At 36.6% G+C, this 15,602-nt stretch carries 18 protein-coding genes; 14 read left to right on the forward strand and 4 right to left on the reverse strand.

Annotated elements, in window-relative coordinates; translation table 11 throughout:
- Window positions 1–3: 3 nt before the first annotated feature.
- From pheA to CIG1485E_RS01430, 4 genes are read right to left on the reverse strand one after another with little or no spacing between them, the layout of a single operon-like run.
- Window positions 4–1,080: a prephenate dehydratase gene (pheA, locus tag CIG1485E_RS01415; protein ID WP_038452910.1), complete on the reverse strand. Its 1,077-nt coding sequence runs from the start codon at window positions 1,078–1,080 to the stop codon at window positions 4–6.
- Window positions 1,067–1,846 (reverse strand): HAD-IIA family hydrolase, encoded by a 780-nt coding sequence (locus CIG1485E_RS01420; RefSeq protein ID WP_038452912.1) that lies wholly within the window; start codon window positions 1,844–1,846, stop codon window positions 1,067–1,069. The genes pheA and CIG1485E_RS01420 overlap by 14 nt, the downstream gene beginning before the upstream one ends.
- Entirely contained in the window at window positions 1,846–3,057 is a 1,212-nt protein-coding gene (gene lysA, locus CIG1485E_RS01425) for a diaminopimelate decarboxylase (protein ID WP_038452916.1), read from the reverse strand. The genes CIG1485E_RS01420 and lysA overlap by 1 nt, the downstream gene beginning before the upstream one ends.
- Before the next feature lie 57 nt (window positions 3,058–3,114).
- The gene (locus CIG1485E_RS01430) at window positions 3,115–4,176 is read right to left on the reverse strand and encodes an LptF/LptG family permease (RefSeq protein WP_038452918.1); all 1,062 of its coding nucleotides are present in this window, start codon (window positions 4,174–4,176) and stop codon (window positions 3,115–3,117) included.
- A gap of 103 nt (window positions 4,177–4,279) precedes the next feature.
- On the opposite strand from CIG1485E_RS01430, the gene CIG1485E_RS01435 reads away from it, so the two are divergent.
- The 14 genes from CIG1485E_RS01435 (at window position 4,280) to rsmI (ending at window position 15,579) form a co-directional block, all read left to right on the forward strand.
- Window positions 4,280–4,909 (forward strand): TVP38/TMEM64 family protein, encoded by a 630-nt coding sequence (locus CIG1485E_RS01435; RefSeq protein WP_051870891.1) that lies wholly within the window; start codon window positions 4,280–4,282, stop codon window positions 4,907–4,909.
- A gap of 35 nt (window positions 4,910–4,944) precedes the next feature.
- The gene (locus tag CIG1485E_RS01440; RefSeq protein ID WP_038452921.1) at window positions 4,945–5,568 is read left to right on the forward strand and encodes a non-canonical purine NTP pyrophosphatase; all 624 of its coding nucleotides are present in this window, start codon (window positions 4,945–4,947) and stop codon (window positions 5,566–5,568) included.
- A gap of 273 nt (window positions 5,569–5,841) precedes the next feature.
- Window positions 5,842–7,914: a TonB-dependent receptor gene (locus CIG1485E_RS01445; RefSeq protein WP_038452923.1), complete on the forward strand. Its 2,073-nt coding sequence runs from the start codon at window positions 5,842–5,844 to the stop codon at window positions 7,912–7,914.
- A gap of 24 nt (window positions 7,915–7,938) precedes the next feature.
- Complete coding sequence (locus CIG1485E_RS01450; protein ID WP_038452926.1) at window positions 7,939–8,949, forward strand: ABC transporter substrate-binding protein; 1,011 nt, start codon at window positions 7,939–7,941, stop codon at window positions 8,947–8,949.
- Window positions 8,936–9,901, forward strand: coding sequence for a FecCD family ABC transporter permease (locus CIG1485E_RS01455; RefSeq protein WP_038452928.1), 966 nt, complete (start codon window positions 8,936–8,938; stop codon window positions 9,899–9,901). Before CIG1485E_RS01450 ends, CIG1485E_RS01455 begins: the two co-directional genes overlap by 14 nt.
- A complete protein-coding gene (locus tag CIG1485E_RS01460; RefSeq protein ID WP_038452931.1) occupies window positions 9,898–10,626 on the forward strand; it encodes an ABC transporter ATP-binding protein in 729 nt (242 codons plus the stop codon). Before CIG1485E_RS01455 ends, CIG1485E_RS01460 begins: the two co-directional genes overlap by 4 nt.
- Complete coding sequence (locus tag CIG1485E_RS01465; RefSeq protein WP_038452933.1) at window positions 10,623–11,414, forward strand: class I SAM-dependent methyltransferase; 792 nt, start codon at window positions 10,623–10,625, stop codon at window positions 11,412–11,414. The genes CIG1485E_RS01460 and CIG1485E_RS01465 overlap by 4 nt, the downstream gene beginning before the upstream one ends.
- A gap of 17 nt (window positions 11,415–11,431) precedes the next feature.
- On the forward strand, window positions 11,432–11,866 hold the full coding sequence (gene exbB / locus CIG1485E_RS01470) for a TonB-system energizer ExbB (protein ID WP_038455491.1): 435 nt from the start codon (window positions 11,432–11,434) through the stop codon (window positions 11,864–11,866).
- Window positions 11,863–12,237 (forward strand): biopolymer transporter ExbD, encoded by a 375-nt coding sequence (locus tag CIG1485E_RS01475; RefSeq protein WP_038452936.1) that lies wholly within the window; start codon window positions 11,863–11,865, stop codon window positions 12,235–12,237. The genes exbB and CIG1485E_RS01475 overlap by 4 nt, the downstream gene beginning before the upstream one ends.
- The gene (locus CIG1485E_RS09445) at window positions 12,206–12,940 is read left to right on the forward strand and encodes an energy transducer TonB (protein ID WP_051870892.1); all 735 of its coding nucleotides are present in this window, start codon (window positions 12,206–12,208) and stop codon (window positions 12,938–12,940) included. The genes CIG1485E_RS01475 and CIG1485E_RS09445 overlap by 32 nt, the downstream gene beginning before the upstream one ends.
- Window positions 12,941–13,013: 73 nt before the next feature.
- Window positions 13,014–14,228: a saccharopine dehydrogenase family protein gene (locus CIG1485E_RS01485; RefSeq protein WP_038452938.1), complete on the forward strand. Its 1,215-nt coding sequence runs from the start codon at window positions 13,014–13,016 to the stop codon at window positions 14,226–14,228.
- Window positions 14,225–14,485, forward strand: a complete 261-nt coding sequence (locus CIG1485E_RS01490) for a hypothetical protein (protein ID WP_038452941.1) — start codon at window positions 14,225–14,227, stop codon at window positions 14,483–14,485. The genes CIG1485E_RS01485 and CIG1485E_RS01490 overlap by 4 nt, the downstream gene beginning before the upstream one ends.
- A gap of 71 nt (window positions 14,486–14,556) precedes the next feature.
- Window positions 14,557–14,757, forward strand: a complete 201-nt coding sequence (gene rpmE / locus CIG1485E_RS01495; RefSeq protein ID WP_038452945.1) for a 50S ribosomal protein L31 — start codon at window positions 14,557–14,559, stop codon at window positions 14,755–14,757.
- A gap of 6 nt (window positions 14,758–14,763) precedes the next feature.
- Complete coding sequence (rsmI, locus tag CIG1485E_RS01500) at window positions 14,764–15,579, forward strand: 16S rRNA (cytidine(1402)-2'-O)-methyltransferase (protein WP_038452949.1); 816 nt, start codon at window positions 14,764–14,766, stop codon at window positions 15,577–15,579.
- Window positions 15,580–15,602: the final 23 nt, after the last annotated feature.

Genomic DNA, 15,602 nt, shown 5'->3' on the forward strand with positions numbered 1-15,602 from the left:
TTTTTATCCTTGTTGATTGATGTAACTTCCTAGCCAGTGTATTTCGTGGTGATTTTTGTTGGCTAGTTCTAATATGCGTTTGACATTTTCATCGTCTATGTGACCTTCAAAATCTATATAAAATACGGTTTTGAAATCTTTTTGTTTTATAGGGCGGCTTTCTAGCTTGGTGATGTTTATACCTTCGTTTCTAAACATCGAAAGTAGCTCGACTAAGGCTCCTGGACGGTGGTCGGTTTTGGCTAAAATGCTAGTTTTATTGTGTTCGCTTCTAGCGTTTTTGAAGTCGCTTAAAACAAAAAATCTAGTTCTATTTGCAAGGTTATCTTCAATCGTGTCAAACATAATAGGAACGTTGTTTATGTGGGCTGCGATTTTTGAGCAAATAGCTGCTGAAGCGCTGTCTTTTGACGCAAGAAGTGCTGCTTCGGCAGTTGATTTAGTAGGGATAAAAGGCACATCGCTAAGCCCATGATCATCAAGAAATTTGCGACATTGATTGTAGCCTTGAGGGTGTGAGTAGATCTTTTTGATATCTTTTAGGCTATCACTTATGCTCACAAAACTATGGTGTATATCCATGTAAATTTCGGCTACGATTTTGACATTTTCGTATTTGCCAAGACAGTCTAAAGTGATGCCTACAGCGCCTTCTGTGTTGTTTTCTGTAGGGACTACGCCGTATTTGGCTTCGCCATTATTTAGCTCTTTAAAAACTGCTTCGATAGTCGCAAGTGGGATGTAGTTGCTCATCGCACCAAATCTACTCTCAGCTGCTTGATGAGTGTAAGTGCCAATAGGTCCTAAAAACGCTACTTTTTGAGGCATTTCAAGGTTTCTGCTGACTGCAAAAATCTCCAAATAAATGGCCTCAATAGCCTCTTTGCTTAGCTTGTTGTCTTTGGCATTTAAAAGCCTTGAAAGTATGGCACGTTCGCGCTCAGGGCGATATATGGCAGTGCCGCTACTTTGTTTTAGTTCGCCGATTTTTTTGACAAACTCCATTCTTTGATTTAAAAGAGATAAAACTTGATCATCTATCTTATCTATCCCAACTCTAAGCTCATCAATACTTTGCATTTATCTCCTTTAGAAACTCGCTAACATCTTGATAAATTTGATCCAAAACTTCGCTTCCCACGCCGCTTTTGCTTGGATCGCTCACCTTGCCACTAAGGACTAAGGCTGTTTTCATACCAAGCTTTTTTGCGCCTTCCAAGTCGCCTTTTGCGTCGTCACTTATGATAGTAATATCTTTAAATTTGACGCCCTTACTTTGCTTGTTTATAAGATTTAGAGTCTCAGCATAAAAAGCGTCGCTTGGCTTGCCAACTGAGCTAAATTTAGCCCCTGTTGAGTAGCTTATCATATTTGTTATAGCCCCAACTCCAGGATATAGTCTGCCGTTTTTCTTATATGTGCTTGTTTCGTGCATGGCAACTAGTTTTGCGCCATTTAGCACTAGCTCATTCATGCTTGCAAAATCGCTAAATTTAAAGTCATCCCAGCTAGCTATAAGTACTGCTTTTGGGTTTTGCAAATCTTGCTTGTAACCAATGCTTTGCATAGTTTGTTTGAACTCATCAGCCCCAAACATAGCGCAGTTGCAAGGCGCTAAAATAGAGTTTAAAACGCAAAATGGATCAAGATAGGCGCCATCTTTTATTTCAAGCCCTTTTTGCCTTAATTCTTGCAAGAAATCCCCGCTTTTTTTCTTTGTGTTGTTTGTGATGACAACGTATGGAATGTCTTTTAAATTTAAAAATCTTATAAGCTCGCAAGCCCCATTTATAGGGTTTTTATCGCTATCGCTTATAAGTGTGCCTTGAACGTCAATAAAATACATTATATAAACTCTTTTTCATTTTTTATGAGATCGTCGAAGCTCTCTCTTTTGCGTATTAGCCTATCGGTACCGTTTTGGAGCGCGACTTCGGCGGCTCTATTTCTTGAGTTGTAGTTACTAGACATAGAAAATCCATAAGCTCCAGCTGATTTGACTACCAAAATATCGCCATTTTCAAGCTTAGGCAAGCTTATATCTTTGCCTAAAAAATCCCCGCTTTCACAGATTGGTCCGACGACATCGCAAAGCTCTTTTTGCCCGTCTTTTAGGGCTTTGATCTCGTGAAAAGCTTCATAAAGGCTAGGGCGGATAAGGTCATTCATAGCGCCATCGACGATGACAAATCTCTTGTGTGAGCCGTCTTTTGTGTCGTTTATCTTTTCGTATAAAACTTTTGTTAGAAACACGCCAGCGTTGCCAACTAAAAATCTTCCAGGCTCGCAAACTATAGTCGCGTCTTGTCCGCCAAGTGCAGCTAAAATGCCTTGAGCGTAGCTGTAAAGATCTGGCTCTTCTTCATTTTCGTATTTTATGCCAACCCCACCGCCGATGTCAAAGAATTTGATATCTATATCGAGTGCTCTAAGCTCTCTTAAAAGCTCACTTACGATGCGGGCAGCTTCTATGACTGGGGTGAGATCAGTCAGCTGAGAGCCGATATGGAAATGCACTCCAACTGGCTCTAAAAACTCACTTTTATGAGCGTAGAGATACATGAGTCTTGCTTTATTTAAGCTGACTCCAAATTTGTTTTTGCTAAGTCCAGTTGAGATGTAAGGGTGGGTTTTTGGATCGACATTTGGATTTACGCGAATACTGATTCTTGCTTTTTTGCCAAGCTCTTTTGCGATGTTTTCGACTCTTTTCATCTCTTCATCACTCTCTAAATTTATCATCAAAATGTCTAAATTTAGAGCTTCTTTTATCTCTTCATCGCTTTTACCCACGCCGCTGTAGATGATTTTGTAGTTTTTGGCTCCAGCTAGCAAGGCTCTTTTTACCTCTCCTATGCTAACGCAGTCAAATCCAGCTCCAAGCTCAGCCATAAATTTAAGCAAGCTTAAATTTGAATTGGCTTTTAGAGCGTAGCAGACTAGGGATTTTCTAGCTTGAAATTCTTTTTTTATCTTGTTGTATTGTGCTTGTATATAGTCAAAATCATAAACATAAAGTGGTGTATTGTATTTTTTAGCAAGTAAGCTATAATCCATAATCTCTCCAAATTTGTAAAGTTCTTGCTATTTTAGCTGAATTTGGCTAAAAAATAGCTAACGGTTTTCGTAAAACTTCTTAAATGCAAATGCTCCAAGCAAAATAATTGGTGCTATAATGCCGATTTCTGGCATGATGACGCCGTTTGAGCTAAATCTTATAAGCACAAATAAAACTCCCCAGATACAAAGCGTGACGATGACATAGATAAAACTTGCTAATGCGAGGTTAAAAAATCTTCCAGTTATTGGCAAGTAGTAGTAAAGTATAAGAACCATAAGTGGTGCAAACAGTGGAAAAAAGGTAGCTGAATATAGGGTTGATTTGATTTTACCCAAGTTTATGCCTTCGTTTTTGAGTGTTTTAAGTGAGTCAAGAGCGTCAGAGATAGAATAACTACTATTTGTTTGGTATATATTTTCTATTGTTTTTGGTTTGAAGCCATTTAGAAGAGTTAATTCTTTTTCTACACTTTGGATATAACCCGTTGTATTTAGCTCCAAATTTGCAGGTAATTTTATGATATTTACATCTAAAAGCTTCCATTTGTTGTTTTCAAATTTAGCTTTTTGGGCTGTGATTTGACCTGTGATATCATGATTTTGGACGTTGAAAATTCTTATATTATTTGCCAAACCAAGATTTGGATATAATTCTTGTATATAAATAAATTTGTCTTCATATTTTAGAAAAATACTATTAGATGATTTAGAATTACTCTGAAAGCTCATGAGGTTTTTTTGATAATCTCTTGCATAAGCAAAAGGCGTCGCAGAGAGTAAAATATAGCAAAATGTCACAAGCAAAGCTATTGAAAAAGGCGCTAAAATGAGCGAGTTTTTAGGTATTCCAAGCGAATAAAAGCTCACTAATTCGTTGTTTCTTATCATATTGATCTTTGCGACGATGAGTGCAAAAACAAGGCTTAGAGGCAAGACGTAGTTGATAGCTGTAAGAGCTGTAAGTCCCACATAAATGAGCTGCAGGTTTGCACTTTTTGGAAGATCTTTTAGATTTGTCAAAGTATCAATGCCTACATAAAATAGCTCCAAAGCTATAAAAATAATGACAAAATATTTTATATAAACCCAACCAGTATATCTTAAAAAAAGTTTCATAAATTTATCCAAAAAGTTACTTAAATTTTGGATTTTAACAAATTTATGCTTAAAAGCATTAATCAAATTTAGGTAGAATTGAGATTTTACAAAAAGGTGGCATTTGAAAACTGTTTTTAAATTTATGGTTATCGTGATTTTGGCTTGTATCGGCAGAATTTTATTTGAGTATATAGACATTGAAGTACTTAAAAATTTTATCTTGAAATATGAAAATTTCGCCTATTTAATCTATATACTTTTATGGTCTATTTTACCTATATTTTTCTTTCCAGTTTTGGTGCTTAGCGTGGTTTGCGGAATGGTTTTTGGTCTGGAAATCGGAGTGATTTTGACAAGTATTGGAGTTGGAATAAACGCTAGTTTGATGTATTTTTTGTCTAAATTTATAGGATATGAGTTTATTCAAAATCATCTTAGTAAAAAGCATTTAAAAATGCTAGAGACAAACAACGAGTTTTTTACTATACTTTTTTTGCGTTTAATCCCAGTAATCCCGTATAATCTTATAAATTTAGCTGCTGGGTTTTTGGGCTATAAATTTAGTAGCTTTTTAGCTGGGACGCTTCTTGGCAAGCTGCCTGGCATTATTATATTTTTAAATTTAGGCGTAGGGGTCACAAAGGCTGGAAGTAGCGAGTTTTACGTAGCATTAGCGTGGCTTGTTTGTCTTATGATATTTGCTCTAGCTTTGAAGTATTTTTATGAGAAATTTTGGCTCAAATTTAAGTAGATATTGGTAAAATTAGCTTTTTTAAAGGAGAATTTGTGAAAATCGTATTAGCCACAAGCAACAAAGATAAGGTAAAAGAGATAAAAGCGTTTTATAAAGATTATGAGATTTATGCTTTGAGCGAGATTTGTGAGCCTTTTGAGATAGAAGAAAACGGCTCAAGCTTCCAAGAAAATGCACTCATAAAAGCAAGAGCAGTCTATAAAAAACTAAAAGAGCTTGGGCTCGATGATGAGTTTATCAGCCTTAGCGATGATAGCGGAATAAGTGTGGAGGCTTTAAACTTTGCTCCTGGAATTTACTCAGCTAGATATAGCGGGGCTGGTGCGACGGACGCGAGCAACAGAGTCAAGCTAAAAGCAGAGCTAAACGCTTTAGGGCTCAAAAATAGCAAGGCATTTTACACAGCTTGCATAGCAATTGCTAGCAAATACGGCGAGTTTAGCGCTCATGGATTCATGCACGGCACGGCGATAGACGAAGAGCGTGGAGAAAACGGCTTTGGGTATGATTTTATGTTTATACCAAATGGTTATGATAAGACAGTGGGGCAGCTAGATGAGAGCGTCAAACTAGCTATTTCACACCGCTCACGTGGGCTTGAGCTGGCAAGATATATACTAAAATCTTTAGAAAAACGCTATAAAACTTCTAAATAATACCAAATTTGAGATTATCAAACATTGTTAATCTCAAACCATTTTTATCAAATTTGTTACAAATGTACTAAATAAAATATAAAAAAATATACTTAAAATTAATTCTTTGTCTAAATTTAGCGTTATTTTTATCTGTTTTTTTAAGTTAAATTATTAAATAATATTGATAAAATCCCTAAATTTAGTTATTTTTTACTTAAAATATAAATTTGAATACTTTAAGTAAATCAGATAGAATACTAAATAGCAATTTTTTGAAAGGATTCAAATTTAATGAGAAAAAATATAGTTTTGAGTTTGGCATTAAGCTCTGTTTTATGCTCTAGCGCTTTAGCAGCAGACAAAATGGGGGGGGGTGTTTATGATCTAGGGCGTGTGGAAGTAACTACACCAAATCAAAAAGACCAAACAGCAGAAGGAAGTGACGCAGTAGTCACTTGGGAGCAGATTAAAGAGACGCTTTCGACAAGCGTAGATCAAGCCATCAGAAATACTCCTGGTATCTATACAACTCCCAATGCTCTAGGCAGTCGTGGCGAAAGCGATATTGGTATACGTGGATTTGGTCGTACGCAAATCGGACTTTTTATAGATGGTATTCCAGTAAATTCTATCTATGACCGCCAAACAGACTGGGCACAATTTAGCACCTATGATGTATCACAAATCGACGTAGCAAAGGGCTTTGTAAGTCCGGTTTATGGTATCAACTCAATGGGTGGAGCAGTAAATATCATAAGTACCAAACCTACAAAAGAGCTTGAAGCTGGGTTAAAACTAGGATATTTCACAGGTAGAGAAAAACAACTCGCCACAAGTATCGGCGCAAATCAAGGCAACTGGTATTCAAGCTTTAGCTACTCTTTGATCGATCGTGACAGCTTCCCACTTTCAAATGACTATAAGCCTACAGTATATCAATCAGGCGATAAAGCAAGAAATAGCTACTATAAAAATCAAACCTTTAAAGGCAAGGTTGGATATGAAACAGATAATGGTAGCGAGTATTCGCTAAATGCCATTATACAAAGAGGCGAAAAAGGTGGTACGATTAATGCAAATGGCGGAGAACGTTTTTGGGATTGGCCAAATTATGATAAAAATACCGTTTATTTCTTGGGTCAAACTCAGATAAATGATAAATGGAGCTTAAACTCAAAAGTTTACTGGGATAACTTTTATAATGTATTGACAGCGAAGGGTGTTGCTGGTCCAAATGGCACAATTACCAATAGTGGATATAGAGGCGAAAGTATCTATGACGACCATAGCTTTGGTGTGATAGAAACTGCAAAATACCAGATAGACGATACAAAAGAGTTGCAATTTGGTGCAAATCTTCGCTATAACCACACAAACAATGATAACTATAATCTTACAAATCCAGCTGCTGGAGATTATAGCAGAGGTGCTTATACAAGTACTGATGAGTATGAGGATTTCCAAACTTCACTATTTACGCAATTCGGTCATCGGCTAAATGACACTTGGCGTTATATTGTATCTGCTGGATATGATAGAGTTGATACTATTTCAGCCACAAAAGGTCGCTCGGCTACAAGCGACGGAAAGCTTGATTATGAAAATGATAGCTGGGAGTGGAATGCTCAAACTATAGTTTTTGCTGACTGGGACAATGCAAACACAACTCATTTTAACGTAGGTAAGAAAAACAATTTACCGACTTTAAAAACTCGTTATGGTACTCCTTGGGGTCAAAGAGTTCCAAATCCAAGTTTGGGAACAGAGTATATTTATAACTTTGAAATCGGCCATAAATTTGACAATGGTTCAACCATGCTTAGTGCTACAGCATTTTACAATATTTTGGATAACGCTATAATCACTGTTAATGGATTAACCGGTTGTGACGCAGGTGGCAGTAATTGTTCAATGCTTAAAAATGTTGATGGCGGCTATATTTACGGCTTAGAATTAGGTGGAGAACAAAGCTTGCTTGATGACATGGTAAGAGTAGGTGCAAACTATACTTACACGCAAAAAGAGACTTCAGCAGATGCAAATGGTGGCATAAAGCTAACAAAGATCCAAGATTATCCAAACCACATAGCAAATGCATTTATCGCTTATAGCCCTGTAAAACAAGTAGATTTGGTGCTTAATGGAACATATAGAAGCGCTCAATGGACTTATGATGCGTCTACTGGATATGAAAATCAAAACGATGACGTGTTTTTGATGGATCTAAAGGCAAATTTCCGCCCTTATAAATCGCTTGAGCTTAGCATTGGAGCTACAAACTTGCTTGATGAAAACTATCAATACAATAGTGGATACTACATGGCTGGACGTAGATTTTTCTTAACTGCGGAGTATAAATACTAGCAAATTTAATATTTTGGGGATTTGATGAAAAAAATATTTTTATTAGTTTGTTGTTTGAGCCTGTGTTTTGGGCTAAATTTAGATAAATTTGAGTGTGAAAACTGTCAAAACTTAAAGCCGCAAAATATCAAAAAAGTCTATGCGAGTAATCCAACCTTGCTTTATAGTCTTTATAGTTTTGATAAGAGTTTGATAGCTGGTCTTGTGTTTGAGTTTTGGGATATAGAAAAGCGTTTTTTAGATCCTAAAGTCTATAATCTGCCAGTTGTCGGTGGCTTTTATGGGCAGGGCAAAACACCAAATATGGAGATGATTATCAGCCTTAAACCAGATCTCATTATAACTAGTAAAAATAGCAAAAAAGACCCAAAATATAGTGGGATTTTTAGAGATTTAAAAATCCCAGTTTTATACGTAGATGATGATGGAAGCGATTTTGGAGTGGAAATTTACAAGGCATTTGGCGAGATTTTTGGTAATCCAAAAAGGGCTAGAGAGCTGATAGATTATGCAAATGAAAGCCAAAATTTAGCTTCAAATTTGCAAAAGCTAAATTTAAGTAAACCAAGCGTGTATTATGCTTTTGGCAAAAACGGTCTTGAGACGGAGTGTGGGAGTTCTAGCTTTATTAGGCTTGTAGATATGGCTGGTGGAAATAGTGCGAAATTTGCTTGTAAAGGCAAAAATGCCAGACGTGTAAAGGCTGATTTTGAAAATATTTTAGCCAAAAATCCTGATGTTATTTTGGTCTATGATAAAGAGTTTTATGAGCTAATTTGGAGTGATCCAAAATGGCAACTCATAAATGCGGTTAAAAACAAACGAGTTTATCTCATACCAAGAAGTCCGTTTTCATGGGTGGGAAAACCTGCTAGCTTCACTAAGCTTTTGGGGCTTAGGTGGCTGGTAGAAATCTTGCATAAAGACGCATTGCAGATAGATATAAGAGATGAAGCAAGGAAATTTTACAAGCTATTTTTATACACGGATTTGAGCGATGAAGATTTGGATTTTATCTTAAATGAAAAAGATTAGCTTTCTTTTTGTTCTACTTTTTATTTTTAGCATAATTGCTTTGATAAATGGCAAATTTGATCTGAGCCTAAATGAGCTTTTTGGGGCGATTTTTAGTGATGAAAAACCAGCTAGCTGGATCGTGATGTTTGAGATCAGACTTCCAAGAGCACTTGGGGCGTTGCTGATTGGTGCGTCGCTTGGCGTGGCTGGAGCGTGTTATCAAAATCTTTTTATTAATCCTTTGGTGAGCCCTTCTATTTTAGGCGTTTTGAGTGGGGCTAGTTTTGGTGCGGCTTTAGCTATGGTGCTAGGATTTAGCGTAGAAGTGCAGATGTTTTTTACCTTTGTGTTTGGGTTTTTGGCTGTTTTGGTGGCTTTAATTATAGCGTTTTTTGGTGGGGCAAATGTAATAATGCTTGTCCTTGGCGGTGTGATTTCGACTAGTCTTTTTGGCTCACTTTTGGCTATTTTGAAATACGCCGCAGACCCTAATGAAACCCTTCCAGCTATTACATATTTTCTTATGGGAAGTCTTAGTCTTGCTACAAAAAGCGTGCTTTTGAGTGTGTCTGTGCCTATGATTTTTGGGATTTTGGGTCTACTTTTGATGAGTAAATTTATAGATGTTTTAAGCATGGGCGAAGAAGAGGCAAAGGCTCTTGGGGTCAATGTCGCTATGATAAAAATCTGCGTGATATTTTTAGCTACTTTGATTTCAGCCCTCAGCGTTATGCTAGCTGGCATCATTGGCTGGATAGGGCTTATTGTGCCACATATTGCTAGATTTATTTTTGGGGCGAGTGCTAAGACTATGCTTTTTAGCTCAAGCCTTATTGGGGCAGTTTTTTTGCTGATTTGCGATATTTTTAGCAGAAGTCTTTTTAGCTATGAAGTGCCTATTGGGATTATTTCTAGCTTGTTTGGAATACCGATATTTATTGCAGTTTTACTAAGTAGGAAAAACGCGTGATAAATGTGGTAAATTTAAGCGTAAAGCTTGGCTCAAAACAGGTTTTAAGTGGCGTAAATTTGGAGTTTGAGAGTGGAGTTTTAAACATACTTGGGCAAAATGGATGTGGCAAATCCACACTTTTAAAAGCCATTTTAAAGCTGGTTAAATTCAGTGGTGATGTGCTGATAAACTCACAAAACTCACGCCAACTCAGCTATAGAGATTTAGCAAAAGCCCTAAGCTACATACCTCAATCAAATTTTACTCCGTTTAATTATAGCGTTAAAGAGATGGTTTTAATGGGGCGAGTGGCGCATAAGGGGATTTTTGAGAATTACTCTAAAAATGATGAGAAAATCGCACTAAATGCACTTGATGAGCTTGGGATACTAACTCTTGCTAGTGAGCAGTTTTTACGCTTAAGTGGTGGGCAAAAACAGCTTGTTTTGATAGCTAGAGCCTTAGCGACTCAGTCTAAAATCATACTTATGGATGAGCCAGTAAATGGGCTTGATTTTGGTAACCAAATCAAGCTTTTAGATATGATAAAAAGCCTAGCAAATGCTGGATATAGCTTCATTATCACGACACATCATCCACGTCAGGCTAAATTTATCGGCGGCAGATCGGTGCTGATACAAGATGGGGCTATTTTTGCAAATATTTTAAGCAAGGATTTGGATGAAAATCTCATTTCTAAGCTTTATAAGATTGATTATAACAAATACAAGGATATATTATGATGATAAGCTCAAACTACGATGAAATCGACTTTGCGAAGTTATATTTAGAGCAAAAGGCAATCTGCTCTTTTAAGCCCAAATCTGCTGATGACTGGGATAAAAGAGCTGTTAAAATGAATGAAGGCGTGAAAAACAGCTACTACAGCGATGAGTTTGTTAAAAGAATGAGTTTTGATGCGAGTTCAAGCGTTTTAGACGTTGGTTGTGGGCCTGGCACGATAGGGCTAAAGATAGCAAGTAGCGTTAAAAACGTGATTTTGGCTGATTTTTCTGCTGGAATGCTTGAGCAAGCAAGACAAAATATAATTGATAGAAATATCACAAATGCTACAACTATGCAACTATCATTTACTGATAGCTGGAAAGATGTCCCGCAGTGCGACATAGTCGTGGCTTCAAGGTGTCTTGAAGTGCCAGATATCAAAGACGCTCTAACAAAACTAATTAGCAAAGCAAGAAAATCAGTATATCTGACTTATCACATTGGCAAGAGTTTCTTAGGTGATGAGATTAGTGAGATTTTAAGGGGTAAATTCTATCCAAAGCCCGATTATATCTACCTTATAAACGTGCTTTATGGTATGCGTTACAGGGCAAAAGTTGATTTCATCTCTCATAATGATTGCAAATTTAAAAGCGAAAGTTTTGATGATTTTATAAGGGCAGTTGAGTGGAGTTATTGTGTGAGCGTGAGCGATGAAGAAAGGCGTGATTTGCTAGAATATTATGAGAGAAACAAGCTTGTAACTAAGCAGATGAACTGGGCTTTTATCGAGATTATTTTATAAGGCTAGATATGGAAATAGTGGAGTTTTTGAAGCAAAATTTGGATTATATAATTATTGGAATTTTGCTTTTTATGAGTTTTGTGGCTTTGTTTGTGAGTGTAGAAAGAGCGATTTTTTATAGTTTTGTTGATGTGGGTAAATTTGACAGTGAAAAAGAGCTTGAAATCGTGCTTACAAAAAACTTAACATTTTTATATGTAATCTACCAAAACGCTCCTTATATCGGGCTTTTAGGTACGGTTGGTGGGATAATGATAACATTTTATGATATAGCTAGCAGTGGAAATCTGGATCAAAACTCTGTGATGATGGGGCTAAGCCTAGCACTCAAGGCCACCGCATTTGGGCTGGCCCTAGCGATCCCAAGCCTTGTGATCTATAATCTTTGTGGCAGAAAAGTTGATGTTTTGATGGCTAAATTTGAAGCTAAAAACAAAGAGATTTTGCATTGAGACGCACGAAAAAAGATGGGCTAAATTTAGTCCCATTTATCGACATTATTTTGGTGTTGCTTTGTATCACGCTAAGCATAAGTGCATTTATCCCAAACAAAAATATCAAGGTAAATTTGCCAAATGGTGGTGAAATCTCAAGAGAAAAAATGGCTAAATTTAAGGTGGTGATAAACGGAGATGATGAGATATTTTGGGGCGATGAAAAAGTCTTGCAAAGTGATATAAAAGATAAAATTTTTAGCGTTCCAAACGATGATTTGATCGAGCTTTGGTGTGATAAAGAAAGTAGGTTTAAAAGTTTTGTTTTTATCATTGATATTTTAAAAGAAAAAAACCATGCAAATTTCGTTATCCAAACAAGAGATTAGCTCAAATTTAATTGCATTTTTGCTCTCTTTTTTGGTGCATTTGCTAATCATTTTTTATATTTTTAGCCCCACAAAAATGGAGCCAAAAGCTAAAAGTTTGTCGCTTGGGCTTGAGATATTTAAAATCTCTCAAGAAGCCAAAACTATACAAAGCTCAAACGAGCCACTAAATTTAACCCCTCCAAAACCAAAAATCACGCCAAAAGAGCAACCGCCAAAGCCACCAACGCCCAAAAAAATAGAACCAACAAAACAAATAATCAAAAAACCAAAACTCACAAAAGAGATTTTAGAAGTCCAGCCAAGACCGCAAACTGCCCAAACCGCGCATCCTGCCCAAAATCCAGATTTAAATTTGGAGTCAAATTCAGATCAAAATTTAGGCTCAAATTTGAGCAATCAAAAGGAGATTATAACAGAGCTAAAAAGTGATGATGAGCTTTTTATCAAGATAAGGCAAGAGATCTTAAAAGCGACAATTTATCCAAAAATGGCTAGAAAAAATGGCTATGGGGGCGTGGTAAAAGTGGGATTTGAACTAGATGAAAATAGCATTAAAAATCTCAAAATCATAAGCCAAAGTGGATTTGGTTTGCTTGATAATGCGGCTTTAAACGCCGTTTTAAGGGCTAGTAAAAACTTCCCAAAAAATGGTGGTAAATTTAAAATAGCTTTGGATATTGCTTTTAAGATTAAGGGTTAAATTTGGTGCAAACGCAACTTATTTTTAGCTAAAATTTGCTACAATTTGCCAAAAATTTATCAAAAGGATTAAGATGAGCCATATTTTGATTATCGGAGCTGGCGGCGTGAGCCAAGTAGCAACCGTGAAATGCGCTATGAATACAAAAACTTTTACTAAAATAACCCTAGCTAGCCGTACCAAAAGCAAATGCGACAAGATAGCTAAATTTATCAAAGATCGCCTAAATGTAGATATTGATACAGCCACAATCGACGCTGATGATACAAAAGCAGTGGTAAATTTGATAAAAGAGATCAAGGCTGATTTGCTTCTCAATGTTGCGCTTCCTTATCAAGATCTTACGCTAATGGACGCTTGTCTTGAGGCTGGGATACCATACATCGATACTGCAAACTATGAGCATCCAGACACTGCGCATTTTGAGTATAAACTCCAATGGGCAAAAGATGAGAAGTTTAAAAATGCTGGGATTATGGCACTTCTTGGTAGTGGATTTGATCCAGGTGTGACAAATGTATTTTGTGCTTATGCAAAGCAAAATCTCTTTGATGAGATAAATTATATCGATATTTTGGACTGTAATGCTGGCGATCATGGATATGCGTTTGCGACAAATTTCAATCCAGAGATAAATTTGCGTGAAGTCAGCGCAAATGGCAGATACTGGGAAGAGGGCAAGTGGATAGAAACTAAGCCAATGGAGATAATGTTTAAGTGGGATTATCCAAAAGTCGGGGTCAAAGATAGTTATTTGCTTTATCACGAAGAGCTTGAAAGCTTAGTTAAAAACATACCTACTTTAAAGAGAATTCGCTTTTTTATGACTTTTGGACAAAGCTATCTAACTCATATGAAATGCCTTGAAAATGTCGGAATGCTACGCATCGATGAGGTTGAGCATAATGGCGTAAAAATCGTGCCTATGCAGTTTTTAAAGACTCTTTTACCTGATCCTGCAAGTCTTGGAGAAAGAACCAAAGGCAAGACAAATATCGGCTGCGTGATAACAGGTATGAAAGACGGCAAACCAAGAAAAGTCTATATCTACAATGTCTGCGATCACGAATCATGCTACGCTGAAACTGGAGCTCAAGCAGTTAGCTACACTACAGGCGTGCCAGCGATGATCGGATCTATGATGGTAGCAAGTGGAGTTTGGAATGGCAGGGGCGTGTTTAATATGGAAGATTTCGACGCTAAACCATTTATGGATGAGCTTAACATTCAAGGGCTTCCATGGGAGATCATTGAAATGGATCCAAATGAAGATAGAGTAGTGCAATGAGAAAAATTTTTGTTTTAATTAGCGTTTGCGGTGCTTTTTTTGGTGGTGATTTGAAGCTTGATTTTGTCAGTGGAGACGGGCTAAATTTGATGATTAATTCAAAAAATTATTTAGCTCTTGAAAAGCCTTGTGCTGGCTGGAAAACAGGCGATGAGATTGAAATTATTGATGGTGATAAAAACGCAAAATGCCTTGAAGCTGTGGTGTTAAATTTAAAAACCAAAACGACTTGTAGACTTTTATGCGATGCCAAATAAGCCAAGTAATTTGATTTTAAGCAAATTTTAGCTAAAATGCCAAGTTTTATAAAATTTTAAAAGGATAAGCAATGAAAAAAGATATACATCCAGAGTATGTTGAATGCACAGTTACTTGCGCTTGTGGAAACACATTTAAAAGCAAGTCAAACAAACCAGAGATAAGAGTTGATATTTGTAGTGAATGTCACCCATTTTTCACAGGTAGTGAAAAAATCGTAGATAGCGCTGGTCGTGTCGATAAATTTAAGAAAAAATACGGAATGAAATAACCCAAGTTGCTCTATTTTCTTCCTACCCCGATTGGGAATTTAGACGACATCTCAAAGAGATGCCTGGACATCTTAAACCTTTGTGAAATCGTCATTTGCGAAGATACTAGAGTGACAAAGTCTCTTATAACTCTTTTGAATGCTAAATTTGATAAAAATATAGCTCCAAAGGAGTTCTACTCACTTCACACTCACAACGAAAAAGAATTTTTTGCTAAATTTGATAAAGCTAAGTTTGATACTCAAATTTGCGTTTATGCAAGTGATGCTGGAATGCCTTGTATCAGCGATCCTGGTGTATCTTTAGTGCAGTTTGCTCAGCAAAACGAGATCAAATACGAGGTTTTAAGTGGTGCAAATGCCTTGCTTTTAGCTGTTGCGGCTAGTGGAATCGTGCAAAAAGAGTTTAGTTTTTTAGGTTTTTTGCCAAACACTGGCAAAGAGCGAAGTCAAGCTATCCAAAATGCTTTAAATAGTGCGTATCCAGTTGTGATATATGAGTCTCCAAAACGTATAATTTCTTTAATAGAAGCTATTTGTAAGCTTGAAGCTGATAGGAAAATCTTTGCAATAAAAGAAGCTACCAAAAAATTTGAGACTAAATTTAGTGGGAGTGCTACAAATTTACTCACCCAGCTAGAAAGTGCAAATTTGAATGGTGAATGGTGCGTGGTTGTTGATAAATCTCCAAATTCGGGCTTTGAACGCATTAGCAAAAGTGATATCGAAGAGCTTGAAATTCCTCCAAAACAAAAAGCTAAACTTTTAGCTAAACTTACGGGCGAAAATCCAAAAAAAATATACGAAAATATGATAAAATAAGCTAATTTTTAAGGGCTTTAGGG

It is taken from the genome of Campylobacter iguaniorum (genome assembly GCF_000736415.1).
GTDB classification, from domain to species: Bacteria; Campylobacterota; Campylobacteria; order Campylobacterales; family Campylobacteraceae; genus Campylobacter; species Campylobacter iguaniorum.